Source organism: Aquimarina addita (genome assembly GCF_039539305.1).
Taxonomy (GTDB): domain Bacteria; phylum Bacteroidota; class Bacteroidia; order Flavobacteriales; family Flavobacteriaceae; genus Aquimarina; species Aquimarina addita.
This window is the reverse complement of the sequence record NZ_BAABCW010000002.1, coordinates 72,775-97,150: the sequence shown is the minus strand read 5'-3', so window position 1 is coordinate 97,150 and position 24,376 is coordinate 72,775. Positions and strand designations below refer to the sequence as shown.

General features: G+C 31.3%; 19 protein-coding genes and 1 tRNA gene. 11 read left to right on the top strand and 9 right to left on the bottom strand.

Annotated elements, in window-relative coordinates; translation table 11 throughout:
* Positions 1–57: 57 nt before the first annotated feature.
* The 4 genes from ABD816_RS03140 to ABD816_RS03125 all read left to right on the top strand — a co-directional run bounded on the left by ABD816_RS03140 (position 58) and on the right by ABD816_RS03125 (position 4,848).
* Positions 58–1,095 (top strand): alkane 1-monooxygenase, encoded by a 1,038-nt coding sequence (locus ABD816_RS03140; RefSeq protein WP_344924665.1) that lies wholly within the window; start codon positions 58–60, stop codon positions 1,093–1,095.
* 132 nt (positions 1,096–1,227) lie between these two features.
* Positions 1,228–2,739: a glutamate--tRNA ligase gene (gene gltX, locus ABD816_RS03135; RefSeq protein ID WP_344924662.1), complete on the top strand. Its 1,512-nt coding sequence runs from the start codon at positions 1,228–1,230 to the stop codon at positions 2,737–2,739.
* A 382-nt stretch (positions 2,740–3,121) separates the two neighbouring features.
* Positions 3,122–4,069 (top strand): SPFH domain-containing protein, encoded by a 948-nt coding sequence (locus ABD816_RS03130; protein ID WP_344924661.1) that lies wholly within the window; start codon positions 3,122–3,124, stop codon positions 4,067–4,069.
* A gap of 269 nt (positions 4,070–4,338) precedes the next feature.
* Positions 4,339–4,848 carry a hypothetical protein gene (locus ABD816_RS03125; protein WP_344924660.1) on the top strand — a complete coding sequence of 170 codons (510 nt, stop codon included), beginning with the start codon at positions 4,339–4,341 and terminating at the stop codon, positions 4,846–4,848.
* Between the two features lie 142 nt (positions 4,849–4,990).
* On the opposite strand, the gene ABD816_RS03120 is transcribed toward ABD816_RS03125, so the two are convergent.
* Complete coding sequence (locus tag ABD816_RS03120; protein ID WP_344924657.1) at positions 4,991–7,042, bottom strand: glutamine--tRNA ligase/YqeY domain fusion protein; 2,052 nt, start codon at positions 7,040–7,042, stop codon at positions 4,991–4,993.
* Between the two features lie 407 nt (positions 7,043–7,449).
* On the opposite strand from ABD816_RS03120, the gene folB reads away from it, so the two are divergent.
* Positions 7,450–7,806 (top strand): dihydroneopterin aldolase, encoded by a 357-nt coding sequence (gene folB, locus ABD816_RS03115; protein ID WP_344924655.1) that lies wholly within the window; start codon positions 7,450–7,452, stop codon positions 7,804–7,806.
* A 54-nt stretch (positions 7,807–7,860) separates the two neighbouring features.
* A tRNA-Cys gene (locus tag ABD816_RS03110) sits at positions 7,861–7,931 on the top strand.
* 33 nt (positions 7,932–7,964) lie between these two features.
* Here the strand turns inward: ABD816_RS03110 and ABD816_RS03105 are convergent.
* The 3 genes from ABD816_RS03105 to rnr all read right to left on the bottom strand — a co-directional run bounded on the left by ABD816_RS03105 (position 7,965) and on the right by rnr (position 11,661).
* Positions 7,965–8,660, bottom strand: a complete 696-nt coding sequence (locus ABD816_RS03105; RefSeq protein WP_344924653.1) for a LysE family translocator — start codon at positions 8,658–8,660, stop codon at positions 7,965–7,967.
* Positions 8,661–8,700: 40 nt separating this feature from the next.
* On the bottom strand, positions 8,701–9,375 hold the full coding sequence (locus tag ABD816_RS03100; RefSeq protein ID WP_344924651.1) for a head GIN domain-containing protein: 675 nt from the start codon (positions 9,373–9,375) through the stop codon (positions 8,701–8,703).
* A gap of 87 nt (positions 9,376–9,462) precedes the next feature.
* The gene (gene rnr / locus ABD816_RS03095; RefSeq protein WP_344924649.1) at positions 9,463–11,661 is read right to left on the bottom strand and encodes a ribonuclease R; all 2,199 of its coding nucleotides are present in this window, start codon (positions 11,659–11,661) and stop codon (positions 9,463–9,465) included.
* Positions 11,662–12,100: 439 nt separating this feature from the next.
* Here rnr and ABD816_RS03090 point away from each other — a divergent pair, with 439 nt between their 5' ends.
* The 4 genes from ABD816_RS03090 (at position 12,101) to ABD816_RS03075 (ending at position 14,949) form a co-directional block, all read left to right on the top strand.
* Entirely contained in the window at positions 12,101–12,340 is a 240-nt protein-coding gene (locus ABD816_RS03090) for a putative signal transducing protein (protein ID WP_344924647.1), read from the top strand.
* A gap of 773 nt (positions 12,341–13,113) precedes the next feature.
* The gene (gene rpiB / locus ABD816_RS03085) at positions 13,114–13,548 is read left to right on the top strand and encodes a ribose 5-phosphate isomerase B (RefSeq protein ID WP_344924644.1); all 435 of its coding nucleotides are present in this window, start codon (positions 13,114–13,116) and stop codon (positions 13,546–13,548) included.
* Positions 13,549–13,552: 4 nt separating this feature from the next.
* Positions 13,553–14,470: a cation diffusion facilitator family transporter gene (locus ABD816_RS03080; protein ID WP_344924642.1), complete on the top strand. Its 918-nt coding sequence runs from the start codon at positions 13,553–13,555 to the stop codon at positions 14,468–14,470.
* Between the two features lie 29 nt (positions 14,471–14,499).
* The gene (locus tag ABD816_RS03075) at positions 14,500–14,949 is read left to right on the top strand and encodes a GNAT family N-acetyltransferase (RefSeq protein ID WP_344924640.1); all 450 of its coding nucleotides are present in this window, start codon (positions 14,500–14,502) and stop codon (positions 14,947–14,949) included.
* A gap of 24 nt (positions 14,950–14,973) precedes the next feature.
* Here the strand turns inward: ABD816_RS03075 and ABD816_RS03070 are convergent, their stop codons facing one another.
* The 5 genes from ABD816_RS03070 to ABD816_RS03050 are packed head-to-tail and all read right to left on the bottom strand — an operon-like array spanning position 14,974 to position 21,468.
* Positions 14,974–16,596, bottom strand: coding sequence for a S41 family peptidase (locus ABD816_RS03070; protein WP_344924638.1), 1,623 nt, complete (start codon positions 16,594–16,596; stop codon positions 14,974–14,976).
* Positions 16,597–16,647: 51 nt separating this feature from the next.
* A complete protein-coding gene (gene rnpA / locus ABD816_RS03065) occupies positions 16,648–17,019 on the bottom strand; it encodes a ribonuclease P protein component (RefSeq protein WP_344924636.1) in 372 nt (123 codons plus the stop codon).
* A 56-nt stretch (positions 17,020–17,075) separates the two neighbouring features.
* Complete coding sequence (locus tag ABD816_RS03060) at positions 17,076–18,905, bottom strand: M1 family metallopeptidase (RefSeq protein WP_344924634.1); 1,830 nt, start codon at positions 18,903–18,905, stop codon at positions 17,076–17,078.
* 15 nt (positions 18,906–18,920) lie between these two features.
* On the bottom strand, positions 18,921–20,600 hold the full coding sequence (locus ABD816_RS03055) for a S8 family peptidase (RefSeq protein ID WP_344924633.1): 1,680 nt from the start codon (positions 20,598–20,600) through the stop codon (positions 18,921–18,923).
* 7 nt (positions 20,601–20,607) lie between these two features.
* Positions 20,608–21,468 (bottom strand): MBL fold metallo-hydrolase, encoded by an 861-nt coding sequence (locus tag ABD816_RS03050; protein WP_344924630.1) that lies wholly within the window; start codon positions 21,466–21,468, stop codon positions 20,608–20,610.
* Positions 21,469–22,499: 1,031 nt separating this feature from the next.
* On the opposite strand from ABD816_RS03050, the gene ABD816_RS03045 reads away from it, so the two are divergent.
* Entirely contained in the window at positions 22,500–24,341 is a 1,842-nt protein-coding gene (locus ABD816_RS03045) for a cation:proton antiporter (protein ID WP_344924629.1), read from the top strand.
* The last annotated feature ends 35 nt before the right edge of the window (positions 24,342–24,376 follow it).

Below are 24,376 nucleotides of genomic sequence, written 5' to 3'. Positions count from 1 at the left end.
TTCTTAATAGAATTGTTATATTTATTATAATCAATTCTATTAAGAATAGCACTCACTATGAAGGATTTAAAATATATTGCTGCATACTCGATACCTATCATTGCTTCTATAAGTATATTTTTACGAGGATATTATTCTTTTTTAACTCCGGTATATGTTTTTGGTATTATTCCATTTATTGAATTTTTTACACCAGCCTCAACAGAAAACCTAGATGATACTACACGTCTTTCAAAATCAAAAAGAAAAGTATTTAACTGGCTCCTGTATATCAATCTTCCGATTATATATTCTATTCTGTTTTTTGCTCTTTTTACTATTACCACAACTACATTACATCTATATGAAATTATAGGAATTATAATTTCTACAGGAATTGTCTTAGGTGCAAATGGTATTAATGTTGCTCACGAATTAGGACATCGATTTACTAAAGAACGTTTTATAGCAAAAGTACTTCTGTTACCTTCTTTATATATGCATTTTTATGTGGAACACAATTTTGGTCATCACCAAAAAGCTGCTACAAAGGATGATCCCGCAACCGCAGCTTTTAATCAACCTCTATATTTCTTTTGGTTTACTTCTGTTATCGGACAATATTACAGTGCCTGGAAAATTCAAAAATCTATACTTACACAACATAAATTATCGTTTTTATCTATCAAAAATGATATGCTTTGGTATCAAATCATTACTATTTTTTACTTAGCAATAATATTTTTATGTTTTAATGTAACAGGATTAGTCTTCGCTGTATTATGTGGAATTGTAGGTTTCCTGTTATTAGAAACTATCAATTATATAGAACATTACGGATTAGTTAGAAAAAAAACAACATCCGGAAGGTATGAACGTGTTCGCGAAATTCATTCCTGGAACTCTAATCACTTATTAGGTAGAATCTTGCTTTTTGAACTTACCAGACACAGTGATCATCATTATCGTGCTTCTAAAAAATATCAAATCCTAGATCATCATGACTTAAGTCCTCAACTGCCTTATGGCTACCCTACCTCAATGGTTTTATCATTCTTCCCTCCTATTTGGTTTAAACTTATGAATAAACATATACCTGATCAAATGAAAACATAATCACTTGCTGACTTCACTTAAATTTTTAATAAAACTTTTTACTTCATTTATTTTAGGTCGTATCTTTGGCAGTGTTTTAATATCCTATCACCACACCATTTAATTGATACGGGCTCATAAATACACAGCATCATGACTAAAAATATCAGGGTACGATTTGCGCCCAGTCCTACGGGACCATTACATATTGGCGGAGTAAGAACTGCTTTATACAATTATCTATTTGCAAAAAAACATCAAGGTACTTTTGTTTTACGTATAGAAGACACTGATCAAAATAGATTCGTACCGGGAGCAGAAAAATACATTATAGATGCATTAGACTGGTGTAATATTCCATATGATGAAGGTCCAGAAAAAGATGGTGGATTTGGTCCCTATAAACAAAGTGAAAGAAAGCACTTATATAAACAATATGCTGATCAATTAATTGCAAGTGGTCACGCTTATTATGCATTTGATAGTTCTGAAGCACTCACCGCACATAGAAAAGATCATGAAACTAAGGGAAAAACATTTATATATAATTGGCATAATAGAGAAAAACTATCTAATTCCTTATCACTATCACCAGAAGATGTTCAGAAAAAAATTAATGCTGGAGATGAATACGTAATCAGGTTTAAATGTCCTACTGATGAAAATTTACTTTTAACTGATGAAGTTCGTGGTTCAATGAAGATTGATACTAATGTGCTGGATGATAAAATATTATTTAAAAGTGATGGAATGCCTACCTATCATCTTGCTAATATTGTGGATGATCATCTCATGAAAATCACTCATGTCATCAGAGGTGAAGAATGGCTCCCATCTTTAGCATTGCATGTCCTTTTATATAAAGCATTTGACTGGACTCCTCCCACTTTTGCACACCTTCCTTTAATTTTAAAACCTAATGGAAAAGGTAAATTAAGTAAAAGTGATGGAATAACAGGTGGTTTTCCTGTCTTTCCTTTACAATGGACTGATCCTAAAACTAAAGAAATTGTTTCGGGATACCGGGAAGATGAATATTTATCAGAGGCTGTAGTTAATATGTTAGCCTTTCTAGGATGGAATCCTGGAACAGAACAAGAGTTATTTTCTTTAAAAGAACTTATAACAGACTTCGATCTTACACGAGTACATAAAGCCGGTGCTAAATTTGACCCTAAAAAAACCACCTGGTTTCAGCAACAACATTTTCAGCTAGCTGATGTTGTACTCCACGTGGAACAATTAAAACAATTACTTGCAGATAAAAATATTACTTCTTCTCTTGATCTGACCACCGTAGTAAATCTTGTAAAAGAACGTGCCGTCTTTTTTAAAGATTTATGGAATCTTAGCTCTTTCTTATTTATCGCTCCTTCTGAATATGATGAGAAAGCTACCAAAAAAGCCTGGAAAGAAGATACACCTGCATTAATGCATGAGCTCACAAGAATTATAAATGATATTACCGATCTTTCTGCTGAAAATGTTTCAAACATAATTAAAGGTTGGATCACAGCTCAGGAAATAGGATTTGGTAAAATTATGATGCCACTTCGTATTGCTTTAGTTGGATCTCTGCAAGGTCCAGATTTATTTGAAATTATTGCACTAATAGGCAAAGAAGAAACTATTAAACGCATTGAAAATACAATAGAAAAATTGTAGAATTAATTACCTCTATCAATGGGGTTTATAATATATGAAACAAGACTACTTCCCTGCAAAAATCAGGATAATAAAGTCTTGTTGCGTTATTCTATACCCTTCACTCAAGGTAAATACTTAAGTAATTCTATAGATTAAAATTTCTTATTATACCGAGTATCAACTTTTAATATTTTAGAAATGAATTTTATATATCTCCTCACCTATTTCAATACAATAATAAAAACATCTTACTATATATTGTAACATAATCTCTGCATTATATACTTATATAAAAAGGCTCTGCGTGCACGCTTACATAATATTTACATGACATCATATCATCCATTATTAATTAGTAAATTGATTACCAATAAATTATTAATATTCTAAATATAAAAATATGAGCTATCTATCTATTCCGGTATTAGTTATACTATCGATTTTTATTCTCATTTCGGGAATATTCACAGTAAAACAACAAACCTCAGCAGTAGTTGAACGTTTTGGTAAATTTCTTAGTTTTAGAAATTCGGGATTACATTTTAAGATTCCTATTATTGATCGCATTGCCGGACGTATTAATTTAAAAATTCAGCAACTTGATGTCTTGGTCGAAACTAAAACTAAAGATGATGTATTTGTACGTCTTAAAATCTCAGTACAATTTCAAGTCATTAGAGAAAAGGTATATGATGCATTTTATAAGCTTGAAAATCCTCATGATCAGATTACATCTTATGTATTTGATGTAGTACGGGCCGAAGTTCCAAAAATGAAATTAGATGATGTTTTTGAGCGAAAAGATGATGTGGCTATTGCTGTAAAAAGTGAATTAAATGAAGCTATGGTTAATTATGGGTATGATATTATTAAAACTCTAGTAACCGATATCGACCCTGATATGCAGGTAAAAGAAGCAATGAATAGAATTAATGCAGCAGAACGTGAAAAAGTTGCAGCAGAATATGAAGCAGAAGCTGGAAGAATTAAGATCGTGGCTAAGGCACGCGCTGAAGCAGAAAGTAAACGATTACAAGGACAAGGTATCGCTGATCAACGAAGAGAAATTGCAAGAGGACTAGAAGAAAGTGTTGATGTATTAAATAATGTAGGTATTAATTCTCAGGAAGCCTCTGCCCTCATCGTTGTAACTCAACATTATGATACTTTACAATCAATCGGAGAACATGTAAATAGTAATTTAATACTACTTCCTAACTCCCCTCAAGCCGGTAGCGACATGTTGAATAATATGATTGCTTCTTTTACTGCTTCCAATCAGATTGGAGAAGAAATGAAAAAACAAAATGCCAAAAAGGCTATAAAAAATAAAAATTCTGATCATTAAAAATTTTTTATGCCACAAAAACCGATCTCTAAAAAAAGGATCGGTTTTTGCATGTAAAAATTAAAAAAAATAATATACTGAACATTCAGAATTTAATTAAACAGCTTGCAATGCGTTTTACTTAAATTTTATTGTTTTTATATCAAATTATATTATTCAACTTTTTTTCTTTCTTAAAACGTTTTATATTGAGTCATTTTTTATAATTAAAATTGATGATTTATTTGGAACCATAAGAATAATTGATTATTAAAAATAAATATCTAATGATGAAAAAATATATACTCCTTTTATTTTTAGTATCCGGAAGTGCTTTTTCACAAAATATAAATGGATTGAAAAAATCTGCATTAAAAGATGCTAAAGCACTTTCTGAAGCATCTATGGAAAAAGATGTAAATACCATTGTAAAATATACCCATCCTAAAATTGCTAAAAAATATAATGAAAAACAATTAAGAGAAGGTATAGAAGAAGTATACAGAACTATGTCTGCACAAAAAATAAAAATTATAAGTTCTAAGGTTGATAAACTTGCAGATATCAGAAAAGAAGGTAAAGAATATCGCTGTCTTGTTACAAACACCATAAAAATGGATTTTAACGGAAGAAAAGTAACCTTAAAAAGTTCACTTTTTGGTTTTTATAATAAAAAGGAAGACCAATGGCATTTTATTGAATCAGATAAACTCTTAAATGATCCGGAAACAAAAGATATATTCTCTGATTTTAAAACAGAAATAGATATCCCACAGGATGAACATATATCAGAAAACTAATATAACTTGCGGTTTTATGTAGTATCCGACAGTATCCATAATTTCTGTTTACACAGTTTTTTAGATACAACCCCAGCTTCAAACATAATAGATTTATCAGATTTTAAAAATCTGATAAATCTATTAATCTTTTTTGGATTCACTAGTTTAACTTATACTTCGTAATTAATTTAGAAGCTTCTGACATTAATAATTCATTACTATCATTACCTCCTTTTATAATAAACGCTGTTGCTAATTCATCTGGTTGTAATCCTTTTTTATCTAAAAGTACTCCCAGAGCTATGGTTACAACAATACGAGTTCCTACCTTCTTTGCTGCTGTTCCATATAAAGGTACTAACTCTTCTATAGATACCTCTGATGCCGCATTTATAATCTTTGTTTTAAGCACTTCTCGCTTCTCTTCTGGTAGATTAGTATACTTTTTACCTGCTCTTTTTATTTCTTCAATTGCAGGTATTCCTTTTTGCTTGTTTTGAGTTCCTGAGGAATTGTTTGATTGTGTTATCGGTTTTGGTTTTACCTTTGCCCAGGTATCACGCAACCCTACTGTTTTATTAAATACCAAAGCTTCTGCGGTACTATCTGGATCTACATTAAAATAACCTAACCTCTGAAATTGAAATTGATCCAATACTTTTGCTTCTTTAAGACTTGGCTCTACAAATCCTTTAATTACCTGCAATGAATTCTTATTAATGAATTCCATAAAATCTTTTTCCTTATGGCTATCCGGAGCCTCATCATTAAATAGACGGTCATACATTCTTACTTCTGCAGGAATAGCATGCGGTATTGATACCCAATGCAAAGTTCCCTTTACATTACGCTTTGATTCTTCTGTACCACTACCCGATTTGCTTTTTGGATCATATGTACAATAAATTTCTGTAATCTTACCTGTTGTATCTTTTATTACACTTTCCCCCTTAATAATATAGCCATTCTTTAAACGTACTTCTTTACCTAAGGTTAGTCTAAAGAATTTTTTTCCAGCTTCTTCCTTAAAATCTTCTCGTTCTATATATAATTCTTTAGAAAAAGGAACTTTTCTAGAACCCGCTAATGCATCTTCTGGATTATTTTCTGCTTCTAACCACTCTTCTTGCCCATCTGGATAGTTAATTATCACTAATTTTACAGGGTTTAACACAGCCATGACTCTTGATGCAACTTTATTAAGGTCTTCTCGAACACAAAACTCTAAAAGAGAGACATCAATTACATTTTCCCTTTTAGCAACTCCTACGGTATCAATAAATTTTTTAATGGAAGCCGGAGTATATCCTCTTCTTCGTAATCCTGAAATTGTAGGCATTCTGGGATCATCCCAACCCTTCACGATCTTTTCTTCTACCAATCTAAGCAACTTACGTTTACTCATAATAGTATAACTAAGATTAAGACGTGCAAACTCTCGCTGTTTTGGTCTTATAGTTTCTTCTATGTGAATTTGATCTAAAAACCAATCATATAATTTTCGATGTGGTTTAAACTCCAGGGAACATAAGGAATGCGAAATTCTTTCTATATAATCACTTTCTCCATGAGTCCAATCATACATAGGATAGATACACCATTCATCTCCAGTCCTATGATGTTCTTTTTTAAGGATTCTATACGTCAATGGATCTCTCATTAACATATTAGGATCAGCCATATCAATTTTTGCACGTACTACATGTACACCTTCATCAAACTCACCAGCCTTCATTCTCTCAAACAAATTAAGATTTTCTTCAACCGATCTATCCCTGTAAGGACTGTTAATTCCTGGTTCTGTAGTGGTTCCTTTTTGTGATGCAATCTCATCAGAAGACTGACTATCTACATACGCTTTACCTTGTTTAATTAATTGCTCCATCCAATCATATAATTGTTGAAAATAATCAGAGGAATAACATTCTTTATCCCATTGATATCCCAGCCAGCTTATATCTTCTTTGATAGCATCTACATATTCTTGTTCTTCCTTGGCAGGATTGGTGTCATCAAAACGTAAGTTTACTGGTGCATTATAACGTAAACCAAGCCCAAAACTTATGCCTATCGCTTTCGTATGTCCTATATGTAAATATCCATTAGGCTCTGGCGGAAATCTAAAACGTAAATTATCAGATTTCATCCCATTATTAAGATCCTCTTCTACAATATGCTCCAAAAAATTGAGCGGTTTCTTTTCTTCTGCCATTTCTTTACTATTGATAGCTGTTTATAATAGTACACATCAGATCTACTCTGTAACTATCTGTATGCAATTTTTTTTGTTTACAAACAAAACTTCTTTAAAAAGACAAAACTACCTAATATTTCTAATGGTGCATAATATTTATATAAAATCTATGTGATTATCATGCCCTATGACACACCTAATATAAACATCGGTATATTAGAGTTACCAATACTTCATAATAAATGTCAGGAAAAAGATTTTTTATTTTTACATCTTAATTTTAATTCCTGTTATATTTTGATTATCTGACCACTATATCCAAGATAGAACATCATAGAATTAAATTCAATTAGTGAGCTTTGTAAAAAAGGGTTCATCTCCCCTACTTCCTATCAAAGATTCTCATACCTTTGTAAAAAAATATAGTGGGTTCTATTAAACTTAAAAACATCAAGGTATATGCTTATCACGGATGTCTTATAGAGGAAAAAAAAATTGGCTCTGATTACAGAGTTGATCTAAAAATAAAAGCTGATCTTACAACATCAGCAAAAACAGATCATCTTGCAGATACCGTAGATTATGTACATCTTAATCTTATTGTAAAAGAAGAGATGGCTATCCGTTCTAAATTATTAGAGCATGCGGCAGAACGAATTTTAACACGTATATTAAGAGAATTACCTATGATACGTAAAGCAATAGTTCACGTTTCTAAAATAAATCCGCCTATTGGTGGAAATGTAGAAATGGTAACGATTACCAGAAGTAAAAAAAGATAAATAAACCTGCTAGTTTGATATTTTTTTATAAATTTGCCAACCTAAGATGAAAAGGGTGTCGTGGCCGAGCGGCTAGGCAGTGGTCTGCAACACCATCTACAGCGGTTCGAATCCGCTCGACACCTCAAAAAGCCTTGTAAGTTTTCTTACGAGGTTTTTTATTTGAATCCTGTATCAGGCGTAATTTTTTCAATGCGATCCTTTATTTGTCTTTCCATACGATCCGGAAGCACACCTTTTAAAATTAAAAATACACCAGAAACAATCATAATAATACTAATTATTTTTTTTATTAAGAAAATTCGCTTAGGTGTTAATTTTTGTTTTAACGACTTAGCCAGTAAAATTTTCAGAACATCAATAAAAAGATAAGTACTTAAAACCATTATAAAAAATATAATGATTCTATTGGTGTCCATATCCATTTGTGGTCCTGCAACCACAACGATTCCTATCCAAAAAGCTAGTACACCAATATTAATAAAATTTAGCAAAAACCCTTTGATAAATAATCTAATATAGTTGTGTTTATTGATAATTTCTACAGAAGTGTCTCTTAACTTATTATAGTTTTTCTTTTCATTTATAAAAGAAATAATACCATATGTAGCTAATAACATACCTCCAAAAATAAATAAAGCCGGATCATCTTTAATCTTCTCTAAAATCTGATTGGTACCAAAATAAGCAATCAATATAAAAGTAATATCTGCTAAGATCACGCCTAAATCGACTGCTAATGCGGCTCTAAAACCCTTCAGTGCTGCTGTTTCGAGTAGCACAAAAAAAACAGGCCCTATCAAAAAAGCTAAAATAAATCCTAAAGGTATCGCTGCATGAGCATCTTGAAACATAAAAATATAGTGTATTTCTTACAAAGTTAGAAAATACAACTTAGTTTACCTCTATAATCTTACCACCAAAAACTTTCTTAGTATCTATTTCTTTAGGATGACCATAAATTTTAATGGTTCCTCCAGCAGTGGCATTTGCTTTAACATATTCACTAGCACTAATATTAGCGCGCCCTCCAGCAGTTATTTTAACCATAGTACTTTTGGTTTTTAGATCTTCTGCCAGATACTGACCTCCAGCGGTCACGGTCACTTCCTGTTCAATAGCTTTTCCATCTAACGTCAATTTGCCACCTGTAACTGCTTTTGCTGCTAATTTAGTTGTTTCTATTTTTGCAATTATATCACCTCCTTCTTGTGCTCTAAGGTCTAATTTATCTGATGTAACCACGTCTTTCGCAATGATTTTAGCACCTTCGTTTACATCTATTTTTGATATGTCAGTATAATAAACTGTGACTACTGTATTATCATCATCCCATAAATTATCTAAAGACATTTTAACCTTTAAAACATTATCATTATTAACAATATCTACTTCATCCCTACTCATACCAGAAATTTCAACTTTGTTTTCTGAACTCTTACGAAGGATCACTTCTATTTTATCAAACACCTTCACTTCATTAAAATCTCCTACCGTTTTTTTTATCACATCCTGTGCCTGCATAACTACAGTAAAAAAAATTAAAAAAACCAATATTCTTTTTCCCATCTGTTTATATCTTTAAAACTAATTCTATTTTATTTATACATTTTTACAACAAAATAAACCTATAAATAGTATATCAAATCTTAATTATTATTCCATATCACTTTTACTACCAAGTAATGTAAAGTCAAGATGCCTTTTTACTAAATCAGCATTTTTAACTTTTACATATACTTCATCTCCTAATTGATATACCTTTTTAGTATTTTGACCTATAGCAGCATACTCATCCTGATCAAAAATATAATGATCTCCTTTTATATCTTTCAGACGCACCATGCCCTCACATTTATTATCTATAATCTCTACATAAATACCCCATTCTGTAACACCAGAAATAACTCCTAAGAACTGTTCATCTTCGTGATCCTTCATAAACTTTATTTGCATAAATTTTATAGAATCTCTTTCTGCACTGGCAGCCAGATTCTCCATGGAACTACTATGATTACATTTTTCTTCATATGCTTCTTCTGGTACAGATGTACCTTTGTCTAAATAATGTTGTAACAAACGATGTGCCATAACATCCGGATATCTTCTAATGGGAGAAGTAAAATGCGAATAGTATTGAAATGCTAATCCATAGTGTCCAATATTATGCGTGGTGTATTCTGCTTTGCTCATACTACGTATTGCTAAGGTATCAACTAAGTTTTGTTCTTTTTTACCTTGTACATCACGTAATAAACCATTTAATGAATTGGTTGTTGTTTTACGATCTCTTAAGTCTAACTTATACCCAAAACGACCAATAATATTTTGTAATGCCGCTAATTTTTCATCATTAGGTTCATCATGTACACGATAGATAAATGTCTTCTTTGGCGATTGTTTTCCTATATATTCTGCAACCTTTCGATTAGCAAGTAACATAAACTCCTCAATTAATTTATTAGCATCCTTAGAAGTCTTAAAAAACACTCCTACGGGATTGTTTTCTTTATTTAAACTAAACTTTACTTCTACCTTATCAAAAGAAATGGCACCATCACGCATACGTTTACCCCGCATAATTTTAGCTAGTTCATCTAATTTTAAGGTTGCATCTGCAATTTTTTGATCTGCCTGATATGCTTTTCCAGTAATAGAAATTTCTGCTGGAATATTATTTTCTTTGGTTTCGATAATATGTTGTGCTTCTTCATAAGCAAATCTTGCATCAGAATACGTAACAGTTCTACCAAACCATTGATTTTTAATTTCTGCTTTATCATTTAATTCAAAAACCGCAGAAAATGTATATTTTTCTTCGTGCGGTCTCAAAGAACATGCATTGTTTGATAATACTTCCGGAAGCATAGGTACTACTCTATCTACAAGGTATACTGATGTAGCTCGTTCATATGCTTCATCATCAAGAATGGTTCCTCGTTGTAAGTAGTGAGATACATCTGCAATATGAATTCCTATTTCATAATTTCCGTTTTCTAATATTTCAAATGATAATGCATCATCAAAATCTTTTGCATCCTTAGGATCTATAGTAAACGTTAAAGTTTTTCTCATATCCCTACGTTTTTTAATTTCAGATTCCTGAATAGAAGTATCCAAGGTATTTGCATATTCTTCTACTTCTGCAGGAAACTCATAGGGCAATCCATACTGCGCCAGAATCGAATGAATCTCTGTGTTATGTTCACCGGGTTTACCAAGCACTTTAATAACAGTACCAAAAGGTGAGTCTGCCTTGTCTGGCCAGTCATCTAACTTTACAAGTACTTTATCTCCGTCTTCTGCTTTATTAATTTTATTTTTGGGAATAAAAATATCTGTATACATTTTTGAGTCCTGTATGTTTACAAAAGCATATTTTTTCTGTATTTCTATAACTCCTACAAACTCATCTTTTTTTCTGGAGATAATTCTCGAAATCTCTCCTTCACTTTTACCTCTTCGTTTTCTTTTATAGATATATACTTCTACCTCATCTCCATGTAGCGCTTTATTCAGATTATTATTGGGTACAAAAACATCTTCTTCTAAGTCCTCTACTATTACATACCCCGTACCCTTAGATGTGATATCTAGTCTACCAGTATACGTATTTGTATTAGGAATGATCTTAAACTTGCCACGCTCTTCTTCTTTAATTTCCTTTTTTGCTGCTAATTGAGCTAATTTTTTTATAATTTGATTTCGACTACTAGCATCATTTACTCCAAATTTTGAAGCTATTTGTTTATAATTGAAAGTAGTATTAGGTTCTGATTTTAATACTCTTAAAATTTCTTGAGTAAGATTATCAATTTTTGAAGATTTCTTTCTTCCGTAATTTTTTCTTTTCATTAACGTTTATTAAATAATTACGATCTAAAATTACAGTTTATCCGATAACATACTTTATTTTATGCATAAACTTTCATTAAATATCGTTTTTAAAGTTAAAAAATATCATGTCTGTAAATCAATTAATTACAGTTTAATATTTTAAATATCATTCTTTTTTTCTAAAAATTACTTCATTTTTATATAGATAAGAAGGATTTATATTCGTTTGATACTAAGCATTGTGTTTACAATTTTAAAAATAATGTTTTTATATCTTTATCAGATTTATATTTTTTTACATACCAAATCAGCAATACAATAGATCAGAAAATTGAAACAAAAAAGTAATCAGAAATAAAGGATGGTACTACATATTCTGATAAGAAGCTATACAAATAAATGAATCTACTTTTTTTTATAATTTGTATATTTAGATACTTTATTATCTAGTGTTTCTATGAAAGATTTTATTACGATTGCGACTTTTACATATCCAAACGATTATGCAATATTACGACTTCTTTTGGAAAGAGAAGGTATTTCATTTTTTTTTGAGAACGAAACAATGATTGGAGTCTTTCCTTTTTACTCTAACGCATTAGGTGGAATTAATTTAAAAGTACACCAAAAAGATAAAGAAAAAGCATTACAAATTATAACAGATTTAAATACCAATTCACACTTAACAATTGTTTAAATATATAATATCTTACTTTACATTTTTAAGTATTCAATTTTAATCTTAGTTGTCAACATATATTATATATTCATTTGTGTTTTTTTAAAATTTAAAATAAAAAATAGTGATTATTATGTGGTGTGAATAGCGGTATAAGTTTCATACTTTTTATTTGTTTTTTAAGTTAACTAAAATTTTCAGAAAAATATGAACAGGATATAATCATAGCAACTCCTTGAAAATCTAGTATAAATAAAATTTAATCAACAGTTGTTAATAGCTTATAAATACATATTTTTATTAATAGATTTTCATCAAAAGGAGAGTTGATAAGGTATTTTTATTTGTGTACAACTTATCCAAAAAAAACAGTTTAATAATTTTGATTTTAATTGTTAATTCTTGTATTCGAATAAAAATTTTAAGAACAAAATAAACTTACTTAATTTTAGGAACTATTTATACACATCTAATGTTAACAGTACAGAAGGGGTTATTAACATTGTAATTATTTAGAGGTAAACCTGCCTGATTGGAACAATATAATTCCTTGAGGATCTGCCTCTAGTGTAGTGCATAGAATCAGAATATAAGGAGTCTAGTTTCCTAATTCTTGTAACGAAGTAGTCTTGTTTTGATATCTCATATCCTTGGGTTGTGGTAGTTCATTGTATTATAGGTTTTTATTAGCAAATAATAGGCTGATTATACTTTAGGAGAATAATATGGATTAAAGTATCTTTGTTGTAGATTTAGTTAAGTATACATTTAGTAAAAACCAAAATAGAATTGTGAAAATAGCTATAGGAAATGATCACGCGGGAACTGAGTATAAATTTGCAATCAAAGAATATTTAGAGTCAGAAGGTATTGAAATAACTAATTACGGTACTGATGAAAATAGTAGTGTGGATTATCCGGATTTTGTACATCCGGTTGCCAAGGCTGTTGATACTAAAGCCGTTGATTTTGGAATTTTGATTTGTGGTAGTGGTAATGGGGTTTCTATGACTGCTAATAAGTATAAAAATGTACGTGCAGGATTATGCTGGACAAAAGAAATAACTGAATTAACCAGACAACATAATAATGCCAATATTATTAGTATTCCTGCAAGATTTACTTCTATGCCCCAAGCTTTGGATATGGTAAAAACATTTCTGGCAACTTCATTTGAAGGAGGAAGGCATCAGAACCGTGTTGCAAAAATTTCTATGTGTTCATAATGATATGTCAGAGGTTCACTCCCATACATATTCACACTCGCATCATGAATTAACCGGGAGAAATTTAATCTTTTCTATTTTTTTGAATATAATCATTACGGTTGCTCAGGTAATTGGTGGTTTAGTTTCTGGTAGCCTTTCTTTATTATCAGATGCATTACATAATTTTAGTGATGTACTTTCACTCGTAGTTACTTTTTTTGCTAATCGATTAGCAAAAAAAGAAGCTTCTATCAAAAGAACTTTTGGTTTCAAAAGAGCTGAAATAATGGCCGCATTTATAAATGCAGCTACTCTGATTGTTATAGCAATATTTCTTATTATTGAGGCAATAGAACGATTTCAAAATCCACATAGAATACAATCATTGACAGTAATAATACTTTCTTCTGTAGCTATTATAGGCAATGGAATTAGTGTTTTATTACTTAAAAAAGACAGTAAAGTAAATATGAATATGAGATCTGCATATATGCATCTTATAACAGATATGATGGCGTCTATTGCTGTATTATCAGGAGGATTATTAATGAAGTTTTATGGATTATACTGGGTAGATAGTGTACTTACCTTTATTATAGCTATGTATTTGATATTTGTAGGATATGATTTATTAAAACCTTCGTTTAAAATATTAATGTTATATACTCCGGATAAGATTGCTATAAAAGATGTAGTGATAGAGGTAAACAAATTACCCGCTGTAAAAAGTATTCATCATATCCATGTTTGGCAATTAAATGAAGATGAAACACATCTGGAAGCTCATATTGATTTTAATGATGATATTAAGGTGTCTGAGTTTGTAGAAATTTTACATATGATAGAAGATGTTTTAAGAATGAAATTTGGCATTAATCATGTGACTTTACAACCAGAATACGAGAAAGAAGATAGTAAGGATATTATCGTTCAGGATTAGTTATATAGTATTTTATTAAGTTTATGTATATGGATTTACAATTTAAAATAAAGCGTTTTGATGAGCTGGAGATAAAGGAATTATATCACATGTTGCGTTTACGAGCAGAAGTTTTTATTGTAGAACAAGATTGTGTATATCAGGATATTGATAATAAGGATCAAAAAGCATTACATGTGTTAGGTATTAAAAATGATAAAATTATTGCGTATACCCGTTTATTTGATGCTGGAGATTATTTTGAAAAAGCAAGTATTGGAAGAGTTGTAATATCGGACAAAGAAAGAGCTTATGGATATGGTCATGAATTATTAAAAAAAAGTATCGCTGCAGTGAATGAATTTTTTAATACTAGTGATATCAAAATATCAGCACAATGCTATTTAAAAAAGTTTTATAAACAACATGGTTTTAAGCAAATAGGAGAAGAATATCTGGAAGATGGTATTCCTCATATCGCTATGATATTAATGGATTAAGACTATTGTGTAAAACACAATTTATTATTTTAATATTTTATCGTAAGTTATTTTATTATTCAGTATTTCCTTACTTTTTTCTATTTCAGGATTATGTTTCACATAGTAATTGTAGAGTCCTTCTCTATAAGAATATCGTTTGATAATTTCATCAGTTAATAAATTGATAATTTCCTTTTTATGGGTATCTAATCCTTTTTCTTTGGATGTTTTTATAGTACCCATAAGCGCATTATAATCTTCTAAGATTTCAATGTCGAGTTTTTCTTTTTTTGCAGCCTCTAGAGATTTTTTAAATGCAGTTTCTGTAGCTGTTTCATAATTAAAATTTTCTGTTTTAAGAAACGCCTTAAAATCAGCGTAATCAGCTTCAGTAAAATCAAAATTAGTAACGTCCTCCTTGGGATGCGTATAATAATATTTTGTTCCATAATTAAAAATAGCATCTGATTGGAGGAGAGAAGTAGTTACATTACTAAATTTTGAAGTTTCCATTTCAATATCAGGTTGAATTCCTCCTCCATCATAGACTGTTCTTCCATTCTTTGTTGTAAAAGCTTTAAAGTCCTTCTGATTAATTCTAACAGCTTTATTGTTTTCATCACGGTTCCAATAGTCTAAAGCTTGTATACACCTTCCACTAGGCGTATAATATCTGGATATAGTAATTTTTACTTGTGTGCCATACGTTAATTTTTTTGGGCGTTGCACCAATCCTTTTCCAAAACTTCTCGCACCAATTATAACTCCTCTATCTAAATCCTGAATTCCTCCAGCTACAATTTCGCTAGCAGAAGCGCTTCTGCCATTTACTAATACTACTAAGGGTATATTGATATCTACAGGATCTTTTTTTGTTGAGTATTGTTTGTTATACTTTTTTACTACTGATTTAGTGGTTGTGATCAATTCTCCTTTAGGAACAAAAATATTAGTTACATTGATAGCTTCACTTAATAATCCTCCTGGATTTCCTCTTAAATCCAGAATCACTTTATCAGCTCCTTTGGCTTTTAAGTCTTTTAGAGCAGCAATGGTCTCTGATGAAGCTTTATTATTAAATTTAGATAATACAATATATCCAGTATTATCTTCTAGTAATGTATAAAAAGGAACTGCTTTTACTTCTATTTCTTCCCTAGAAAGTACTGTAGTTTTTGTTTCTCCCTGCCGATTATAAGTAATATCTACTGTAGTACCGCTAGCTCCTTTAAGAAGTTCTCCTGCATCTTCTTTAAAATCAGCAACCTTTATATCTCCAATCTGAATAATTTCATCTCCTGCTTTAAGACCAGCCTTATCAGCGGGGTAATCTTTATAAGGTTCAATTACGATAATTTTATCTTTCACTGTTTTTACAGATGCACCAATACCTGTATATTCTCCTGCATTTCTAATCTTAGAGGCTTCTACATCTTGTTCATTCCAATATTTAGTATACGGATCCAGATCATCCAGCATAGCTTTGATAGCGGTATCCATAAGTTCTGCCGGATTCGTTTCATCTACATAATTCATGTTTAGTTCTTTAAACATGGTAGTAAAGATTTCTATCTGTTTTGCAATTTCAAAAAAATCTGATTTAAAACTTACGGTAGAGAGCAATAACACAAGGGCAAGTGCCGGATATAAAATTTTCTTTTTCATATATTTTCTTTTTCAGAAATCTGATAAGTGATATCATAGATAGCACTGTCTTTATTGTTCCTTTATAACGAGTTGTTTTAAAATTGTTTTTATCTTAGATTCAATTAATCCTGCATCAGGCATTTTATTGCCCGTGAATAAAAACATCAATGTAAAGTAATGAGAAGTACTATGAGGTACAAGATACTTATTTTTTCTGTAACCTTCACGCATTAAACGCTTGATACGATTGCGATCTACTGCTTTTTTAAAATTACGTTTACTCACAGATACTCCTGTATTATTAGAAACAATATGATCTGTGTGATTTTTTTTATAGATTAATCTTATGGGATATTTAGCAATCGATTTTCCATTAGAAAAGAGCAGTTCTATTTCTTTTTTGCTTTTTAGTTTTTCTTTAGTGCCAAAAGTTGCTTCCATATTATTTAATACTACTTATTCATAAAATATAAAAGAAAACATCTATGTATAATTTTTTATTGAGCAAACCCATTATTAGCTCCATTTTTATCGGCCATTCTATTGGTCACATCAATTTGTATAAATTTGATTTCGGATTTTGGTTTTGAGATTGTAAAAGAATAATCAGGATGTGTCCATGGCCAATCTTGCAAAACTGTTCTTTTTAGAGATGGAAAAGGGTTTTCTTTTGCTCCTCTCATCATTCTAAGGGGAATATAAAAAGATTCTTGTGTTCCATCTGTATATTCAACATATACATCCATTGGCATAGGCATTAATCCAATACGTTCTAAAGTTATTAATGTACTATTTTCTTTTTCAGAAACATTTTTTATACCGTAATCAATATTATTAGTTGTCATCGTCCAATCAGTTAAATACCAATCCAATTGAATACCAGAAACTTTTTCTGCTATTCTTTTAATATCGTTTGGTGTTGGATGTTTAAATTTCCATTGATTATAATATTGTTTGATTGTTTTTTCTAGATTATTTTGTCCTATAATATACCCTAATTGTGAAAGAAAAATAGCTCCTTTAGAATACGCAGAATTAGTATATGCCATATTATGATGATATCGATCTGCCTGAGTCGTTTGTGGTTGTTCTAATCCAGAATTAATGAGTTGAAAATAGCTTTGGTATACTCCAACTAATGGATCAGGTTTATTTTCTTTCATTACTTCGTTCATCGCTAATGTAGAAATATAAGTGGTAAAGCCTTCATCCATCCACTCATGTTTAGCTTCATTAGTTGCTAAAATGTGTTGAAACCATGCATGTGCCATTTCGTGAGCAGTTACTCCTACAAGGCTTCCAAAACTTCTTTCTCCTGTGATTAATGTACACATAGCATATTCCATGCCGCCATCACCTCCTTGAATGATTGAATATTGATCATAAGGATAAGGACCTATTTTATCACTAAAATATTGCATAAGTTCTACAGCTTTAGGTTGTAGTTTTTTCCATTTATCCAGATTTTCTATCTTGTTTTTGTACAAAAAATGTAATGTAGGACCATCAGGAACTTGTATAGTATCATGCACATACTGAGGATCTGCAGCCCAGCTAAAATCATGTACATTAGGTGCCTTAAAATGCCAAGAGAGTTTAGTATCTTTTTTCTTTAGTTTTACTGCTTTAGTTGAATATCCGTATCCTATTTTGTCAGGGTTTTGTAAATATCCTGAGCCACCGATAATGTATTCTTTATCGATATGAATAGTGACATCAAAATCTCCCCATACACCGTGAAATTCTCTGGCAATATAAGGGTCAGCATGCCACCCTTCAAAATCGTATTCTGCCATTTTTGGATACCATTGCGTCATGGACAATGCGACACCTTCTTTATTATTACGACCTGAACGTCTTATCTGATCGGGTACTTGTCCATTAAATTCCATAGAAAAAATTGTTTTCTCTCCCGGCAGAATGGGTTGATTCAGTGTAACTTCTAAGACGGTACCGACAGTCTTATGTTGTATAGTTTTTCCATCTTGTTTTAGTGAAGAAACTTTTAAGTATCCTATTTCCTGAGGAGTGAGCTTACTAATTCTATCTAATACTCTGGGATCCGGATCCGGAATTGTTCTTGAACGAACATCCATTTCACTACCAGGCTGGAAAGCATTAAAATATAGGTGATAAAAAACCTTATATAATGTATCAGGAGCGTTATTAGTGTATACCAATTCCTGAGTTCCTTTATATTGATATGTTTTTACATCCATGTCTATATCCATAGTATAGTCTACATGTTGTTGCCAATACGCAGTGTTATTTTGAGCAGAAACACTTAAAGCTGCTGAGAAAAATGCTATAGATAAGAATTTAAACATAGTTGCGTCCTTTATTTATTTTGACATTTTATCTGCCAGAATTAATGCATTATAGAGATTAACCATTTTGCCAGATTTAGATAATTCAGTAAACTTATTAGTACTTGTTGGTTCTCCACCTACCACTACCGTAGCATTAGTTGTGAGTCCGCTAGTCATTAGTATTTGTTTTACTTCTGATGCTTTTAATGTAGGGTAGTAAGATCGTATCATTGCTGCAACTCCAGAAACTGCCGGAGCAGCCATAGATGTTCCTTGAAGATATTCATAGGTGTTATTAGGAGTGGTTGCCCATATTTTTACCCCCGGGGCAAATGCATCTACATTACTTTTCCCATAATTAGAAAAATCTGCTACCAGATTAGACCCATATTCATAATTAAGGGCACCAATAGTTATAAAATTATCGGATACTTCTTGAAGTGTACTGGTTTGGTCATTTGGATATACTTCTTTTTGATCAAGATCAATCCCTTCATTTCCGGCAGCGTTCACGATTAGAACATCCTTTTCGCCAGCATACTTTATTGCGTCTCTTACCCAATCTGAATGGGTAGAATAATACTTACCAAAACTAGCATTGATTACCTTTGCTCCATTATTGACGGCATACCTGATAGCAAGTGCAATATCTTTATCATATTCATCTCCGTTAGGAACCGCTCTTATTGCCATTATTTTTACATTTTGAGCAATTCCATTTACACCTTTTCCATTATTTCTTTCAGCTGCAATAATTCCAGAAACGTGTGTCCCGTGTTTTATTCCTTTCTTTTCAGGATTAGGACCCATTACATTATTATTTCCGTAGTTGACATCATTAATATCATCTACATTATCACCAACAATTTTTCTTCCGTCAAAATCCAGATTGATATCATATTTTAATTGTTCGTCAAAATGTTCAATTCCTTCATTTAGATTTTTAATCAAATCCGGAATTTTTTCTCCATTTTCAAGGAATCCGTACATCTGAGACAGAAATGCAATGTTTTGTTGCATAGTTGGCGTATCTGCTTTGACTGCCATCAGTTCTTTTAATGTATAGTCTTCTTTACCCAACGCTTTAGAAACTGCTCCGTGAGACGGCGTAGCCATGCCTAATATTTGCTCATATTGGTTTTTATTAGCTATAGCTTCCTGATATTTTTCTTCATATTCTGCCTTTGCCTGTATGTAGGTTTGGTACTCTTCTTTATCAGATTCGCTTACAGAAGCAAGATTCTTCCCCGCATATTTTGGCTTTAGCTTTTTAATTATTCTGGTATATTCCAGATTTTCATTTTCAGCATCTCCTAAAAAATTCCAACCATGAATATCATCAATATATCCGTTCTGGTCATCATCTTTTCCGTTTCCTTTTATTTCATTGGGATTAGTCCAGATTACATCGTCTAAATCTTCGTGCTCTATATCGACTCCACTATCGATAACACCCACAATTACTGTTTGTCCTTTTTTATCTTTAATCAGATCGCTGTAAGCCCTGTTAACACTCATTCCAGGAATAGTATCTAGTACTAAGTCAGCAGTATTCCAATTTTGTAGTTGAGCTTCAGAAAGAGTGATACTTTTTAAAGGAATAGTATCTATATTTTCTATTGGTGTAGACACGATAGCTGGCGTTCCACAACTAATTAATAGTAAGGATAAAGCTATAAATGCTAACAGATGTTTATTTGATTTCGGGATCATAAATGTATTAATTAAATAGTTCATTACAAGTAATAGTATCTTTATATCGCACTCCTTTTTCTGTGTGCTGTACAGTAATAATTTCATTATGTGCATCATGTTCTAAAAAAAGATACCAATTATTAGTAGCAGCAGTTTCAAGAAATAATTTTTTTTCTGGTAAGGTTAGTAGAGGTCTGGTATCATATCCCATGACATATGGTAATGGAACGTGACCAGCAGTAGGAAGCAAATCAGCCATGAATACAATAGTTTTTCCTTTATATTCAATATGAGGTATCATTTGTTTTTCTGTATGACCATCCACAAATAATACGCCAAACCCTAATTCTGTATTTTTTTGGAAGGTTTCTTCTGTTCTTGAAATAAAATACAGATGTCCACTTTCTTGTATTGGAAGGATGTTTTCAGTAAGAAAAGACGCTTTTTCTCTGGCATTTGGTTTAGTAGCCCATTCCCAATGGTTTTTATTGCTCCATATTTTTGCATTTTTAAAAGCTAACTCATATCCTGTGCGATCTTGGTTCCATTGTACAACACCACCACAATGATCAAAATGTAGGTGTGTTAGAAAAACATCAGTAATATCGTCTCTGTGAAATCCATGTTCGTTTAAAGAATTATCTAATGAATCCGTACCCCAAAGAGAATAATATCCAAAAAATTTATCAGATTGCTTAGTACCCATGCCTGAGTCTATAAGAATCAGTCGATCGTGATCCTTTATAAGCAGACATCTGGCAGCAATATCAATAAGATTATTGGTATCAGCAGGATTTGTTTTATTCCATAAGGTTTTTGGTACCACACCAAACATGGCTCCACCATCTAGTTTAAAGTTTCCCGCCCTTATAGGATATAAATTCATGTAGTAAACATTAGTATTCGTTTCTTAGCATATGCAAATATGCTATTTTAATCAAATAACTTTCACGTAGGATGCTTATTTGTTCTTTATATGCAACTTAGTTTTTTGAAAATTTCTGCAAAATAGAAAAAAAGGGAATGATCAGGATTTAATTTGTAGACTTTTTAACAAAATTTCATCATAATTATTATTTGATATTATATTTTCTAATCGAATACCATAGTCGAATTGTGCTTTAATTTTCTTAACATTGTCAATTCCTTCCTTGTTCATTAATAAGAATGTTTTTCCATTTGACTCAATATGATAGTATAAATTACTCTCAAAAAACAGAACCAATGCATGGGTAAAAAATGATTTAATATTTTCTTCATGTTCTCCCAGAAGGTAAAAGCGTATTTTGGATGATGAGGTTCATTTTTATTGAGATTGGCTATGTGTTGAACCACGTTTATCTTTTGATTTAAAGTGTTTCAGGTTATTTTGTTTCCAAAATGATTACGATGTTAAAAAGTATAGCAGCTAAGTAGCTGTTTCAAAGCTATCGAGACATTAAGGTAAATTTTTGACTAGTGGATTTATGCAAATACAGTTGAACAATATTCTAAAGGAGAAGTAGTCAGGGCAGATATAAAAAGTGGAGAATGAATATATAAAAATTCATTCAGATCAACTAACTTTATTTTGATATCTAAATGGCACTGCCTTTTGATAGTTTATTTTATCAATACCTATAGAAAAACGGCAATTTATTCTTTATTGTTTTTTCTTTTTCTACTACTTTCTTTAACCAAAGAAATCTATTATGTACATAGCCTTATATATATTGTTCTTCAGGTTAGGAGAAAATACGACACCTATTAGTATTGTTTTACATTTATGATCTATAAGCCCGTCCAAAATTATTATATTACAAAATTTTAAAAGTCAAAATATTGTGTTAATTTTTAAAATTATAAAAACTGATGGCTATGACTAATTATAGAAAAAAACACAATATTTTAGCAATCAATTTATTTAAGACCTAAAACATGTTAGAATTAGCAGGAATAATAATACTAGGTATTTTAGCCCAATGGGTGGCTTGGAAGTTTAAAATACCGGCGATTTTGCCCTTGATATTAATAGGTCTTTTAGTAGGACCCATTGCAACATTATATACAGAGGGTGCGGTTAAGCTTATAGAACCAATATGGAACGGTACAAAGGGATTATTTCCTGGCGATAGTTTGTTTTATTTTGTATCTCTGGCTATTAGTATCATTCTTTTTGAAGGAGGACTCACTTTAAAAAAGAACGAAATTTTAACGGTAGGCCCCGTAATTCTAAAGTTAATTACGGTTGCTGTGATTATTACGTTTTTTGGAGCAGGATTAGCTGCCCATTTCATTTTTGATCTAAGCTGGCCTATATCTTTTCTGTTTTCTTCCTTAATTATTGTTACCGGTCCCACAGTAATAACACCTATATTGAGAAATGTACCATTAAAAAAGGATATTTCTACTGTTCTTAAGTGGGAAGGAATTTTGATTGACCCGATAGGAGCATTGGTAGCAGTATTGGTTTTTGAGTTTATTAGTGTAGGTGAAGGAAAAGCGTATACTATTACTGCACTCATTGAATTTGCTAAAATAGTGCTTTTTGGTTTCACTTTTGGTTTCACCTTTGCTCATGCACTAGCGTTTGGAATTAAGAAGAAAGTAATCCCTCATTATTTATTAAACGTTTTTACACTAGCTACTGTCTTAGGTGTGTTTGTATTATCCGATGCTTTTGCACATGAATCAGGATTATTATCTGTAGTGGTTATGGGGATGGTATTAGGGAACACAAAATTACCTAATATTGAGGAGCTTCTATATTTTAAGGAATCTCTCAGTGTTTTATTGATTTCTATATTATTTATTTTATTAGCCGCTAATATTAATATTGAAGATCTTTTATTAGTCTTAAACTGGAATGCTTTATTGCTTTTTGCAGTAGTTGTTTTTGTAGTCAGACCGTTAGGTGTATTTCTTAGCTCTATACGATCCGGACTTAAAACCAATGAAAAATTATTTATTAGTTGGGTAGGTCCCAGAGGAATCGTAGCAGCCGGTATTGCTTCTTTATTTGGTATTAAATTAGCTGATATTGGAGAGCCTGGGGCAGAGTATATTACACCTTTAGTTTTTATGATTGTTTTAGGAACCGTTTTATTAAATGCAACTACTGCTAGAGTATTTGCAAAGATGGTAGGTGTATTTTTATCTAGGTCAGAAGGGATTATGATAGTGGGAGCTTCAAAAGTTTCAAGATTGATAGCGACCTACTTGAAGAGTAATAAACGACACGTAGTGCTGGTAGATAGTAATAGAGATAATGTAAAAAAGGCAAAAAGTTTGGGTATTGATGCTATAGAGGGTAGTATATATAGTGATCAGCTAACCGATAATGTAGAGCTTAACGATATTGGTTTCTTAATGGCACTTACAGGGAATAGTGATATTAATAAATTTGCAATTAATAAATTCAGAGATCAGTTTGGAGAAAACGGATCATTTAGGTTAGTAAGTACTGATGAGATGAATGATCCACAGAATAATCCTGAAGAAGGTTTGTTCTCACATACTGATGATTATGAGAAGCTTGTAGATTTAGCTGAAAAGTATCCGGGAATTAATGAAATTAAAATTGATGACGAGGATCATTATGCTTCCCTGATTACCATGACAAAACAGGAAGAAGATATGATTCCGTTATTTATTAAAGATCCAGATAGTAACATTAGGATTATATCTGCATATAGTGAGCAAATGCGAGAAATTGATGAAGATAGTTTTTTAGTATATATTGGTAAGCCTATAGATATTGAAGTGGTAGAGAAAACATAGATTAAAAATATTTTATTACGACGAAATACTCTTTT

Excerpts from the sequence above, each read along its gene's own strand:
- ABD816_RS03140 (WP_344924665.1), top strand. The coding sequence starts at position 58 with ATGAAGGATTTAAAATATATTGCTGCATACTCGATACCTATCATTGCT.
- gltX (WP_344924662.1), top strand. The coding sequence starts at position 1,228 with ATGACTAAAAATATCAGGGTACGATTTGCGCCCAGTCCTACGGGACCA.
- ABD816_RS03130 (WP_344924661.1), top strand. The coding sequence starts at position 3,122 with ATGAGCTATCTATCTATTCCGGTATTAGTTATACTATCGATTTTTATT.
- ABD816_RS03125 (WP_344924660.1), top strand. The coding sequence starts at position 4,339 with ATGAAAAAATATATACTCCTTTTATTTTTAGTATCCGGAAGTGCTTTT.
- ABD816_RS03120 (WP_344924657.1), bottom strand. The coding sequence starts at position 7,042 with ATGGCAGAAGAAAAGAAACCGCTCAATTTTTTGGAGCATATTGTAGAA.
- ABD816_RS03105 (WP_344924653.1), bottom strand. The coding sequence starts at position 8,660 with ATGTTTCAAGATGCTCATGCAGCGATACCTTTAGGATTTATTTTAGCT.
- ABD816_RS03100 (WP_344924651.1), bottom strand. The coding sequence starts at position 9,375 with ATGGGAAAAAGAATATTGGTTTTTTTAATTTTTTTTACTGTAGTTATG.
- rnr (WP_344924649.1), bottom strand. The coding sequence starts at position 11,661 with ATGAAAAGAAAAAATTACGGAAGAAAGAAATCTTCAAAAATTGATAAT.
- ABD816_RS03090 (WP_344924647.1), top strand. The coding sequence starts at position 12,101 with ATGAAAGATTTTATTACGATTGCGACTTTTACATATCCAAACGATTAT.
- ABD816_RS03080 (WP_344924642.1), top strand. The coding sequence starts at position 13,553 with ATGTCAGAGGTTCACTCCCATACATATTCACACTCGCATCATGAATTA.
- ABD816_RS03075 (WP_344924640.1), top strand. The coding sequence starts at position 14,500 with ATGGATTTACAATTTAAAATAAAGCGTTTTGATGAGCTGGAGATAAAG.
- ABD816_RS03070 (WP_344924638.1), bottom strand. The coding sequence starts at position 16,596 with ATGAAAAAGAAAATTTTATATCCGGCACTTGCCCTTGTGTTATTGCTC.
- rnpA (WP_344924636.1), bottom strand. The coding sequence starts at position 17,019 with ATGGAAGCAACTTTTGGCACTAAAGAAAAACTAAAAAGCAAAAAAGAA.
- ABD816_RS03060 (WP_344924634.1), bottom strand. The coding sequence starts at position 18,905 with ATGTTTAAATTCTTATCTATAGCATTTTTCTCAGCAGCTTTAAGTGTT.
- ABD816_RS03055 (WP_344924633.1), bottom strand. The coding sequence starts at position 20,600 with ATGATCCCGAAATCAAATAAACATCTGTTAGCATTTATAGCTTTATCC.
- ABD816_RS03050 (WP_344924630.1), bottom strand. The coding sequence starts at position 21,468 with ATGAATTTATATCCTATAAGGGCGGGAAACTTTAAACTAGATGGTGGA.
- ABD816_RS03045 (WP_344924629.1), top strand. The coding sequence starts at position 22,500 with ATGTTAGAATTAGCAGGAATAATAATACTAGGTATTTTAGCCCAATGG.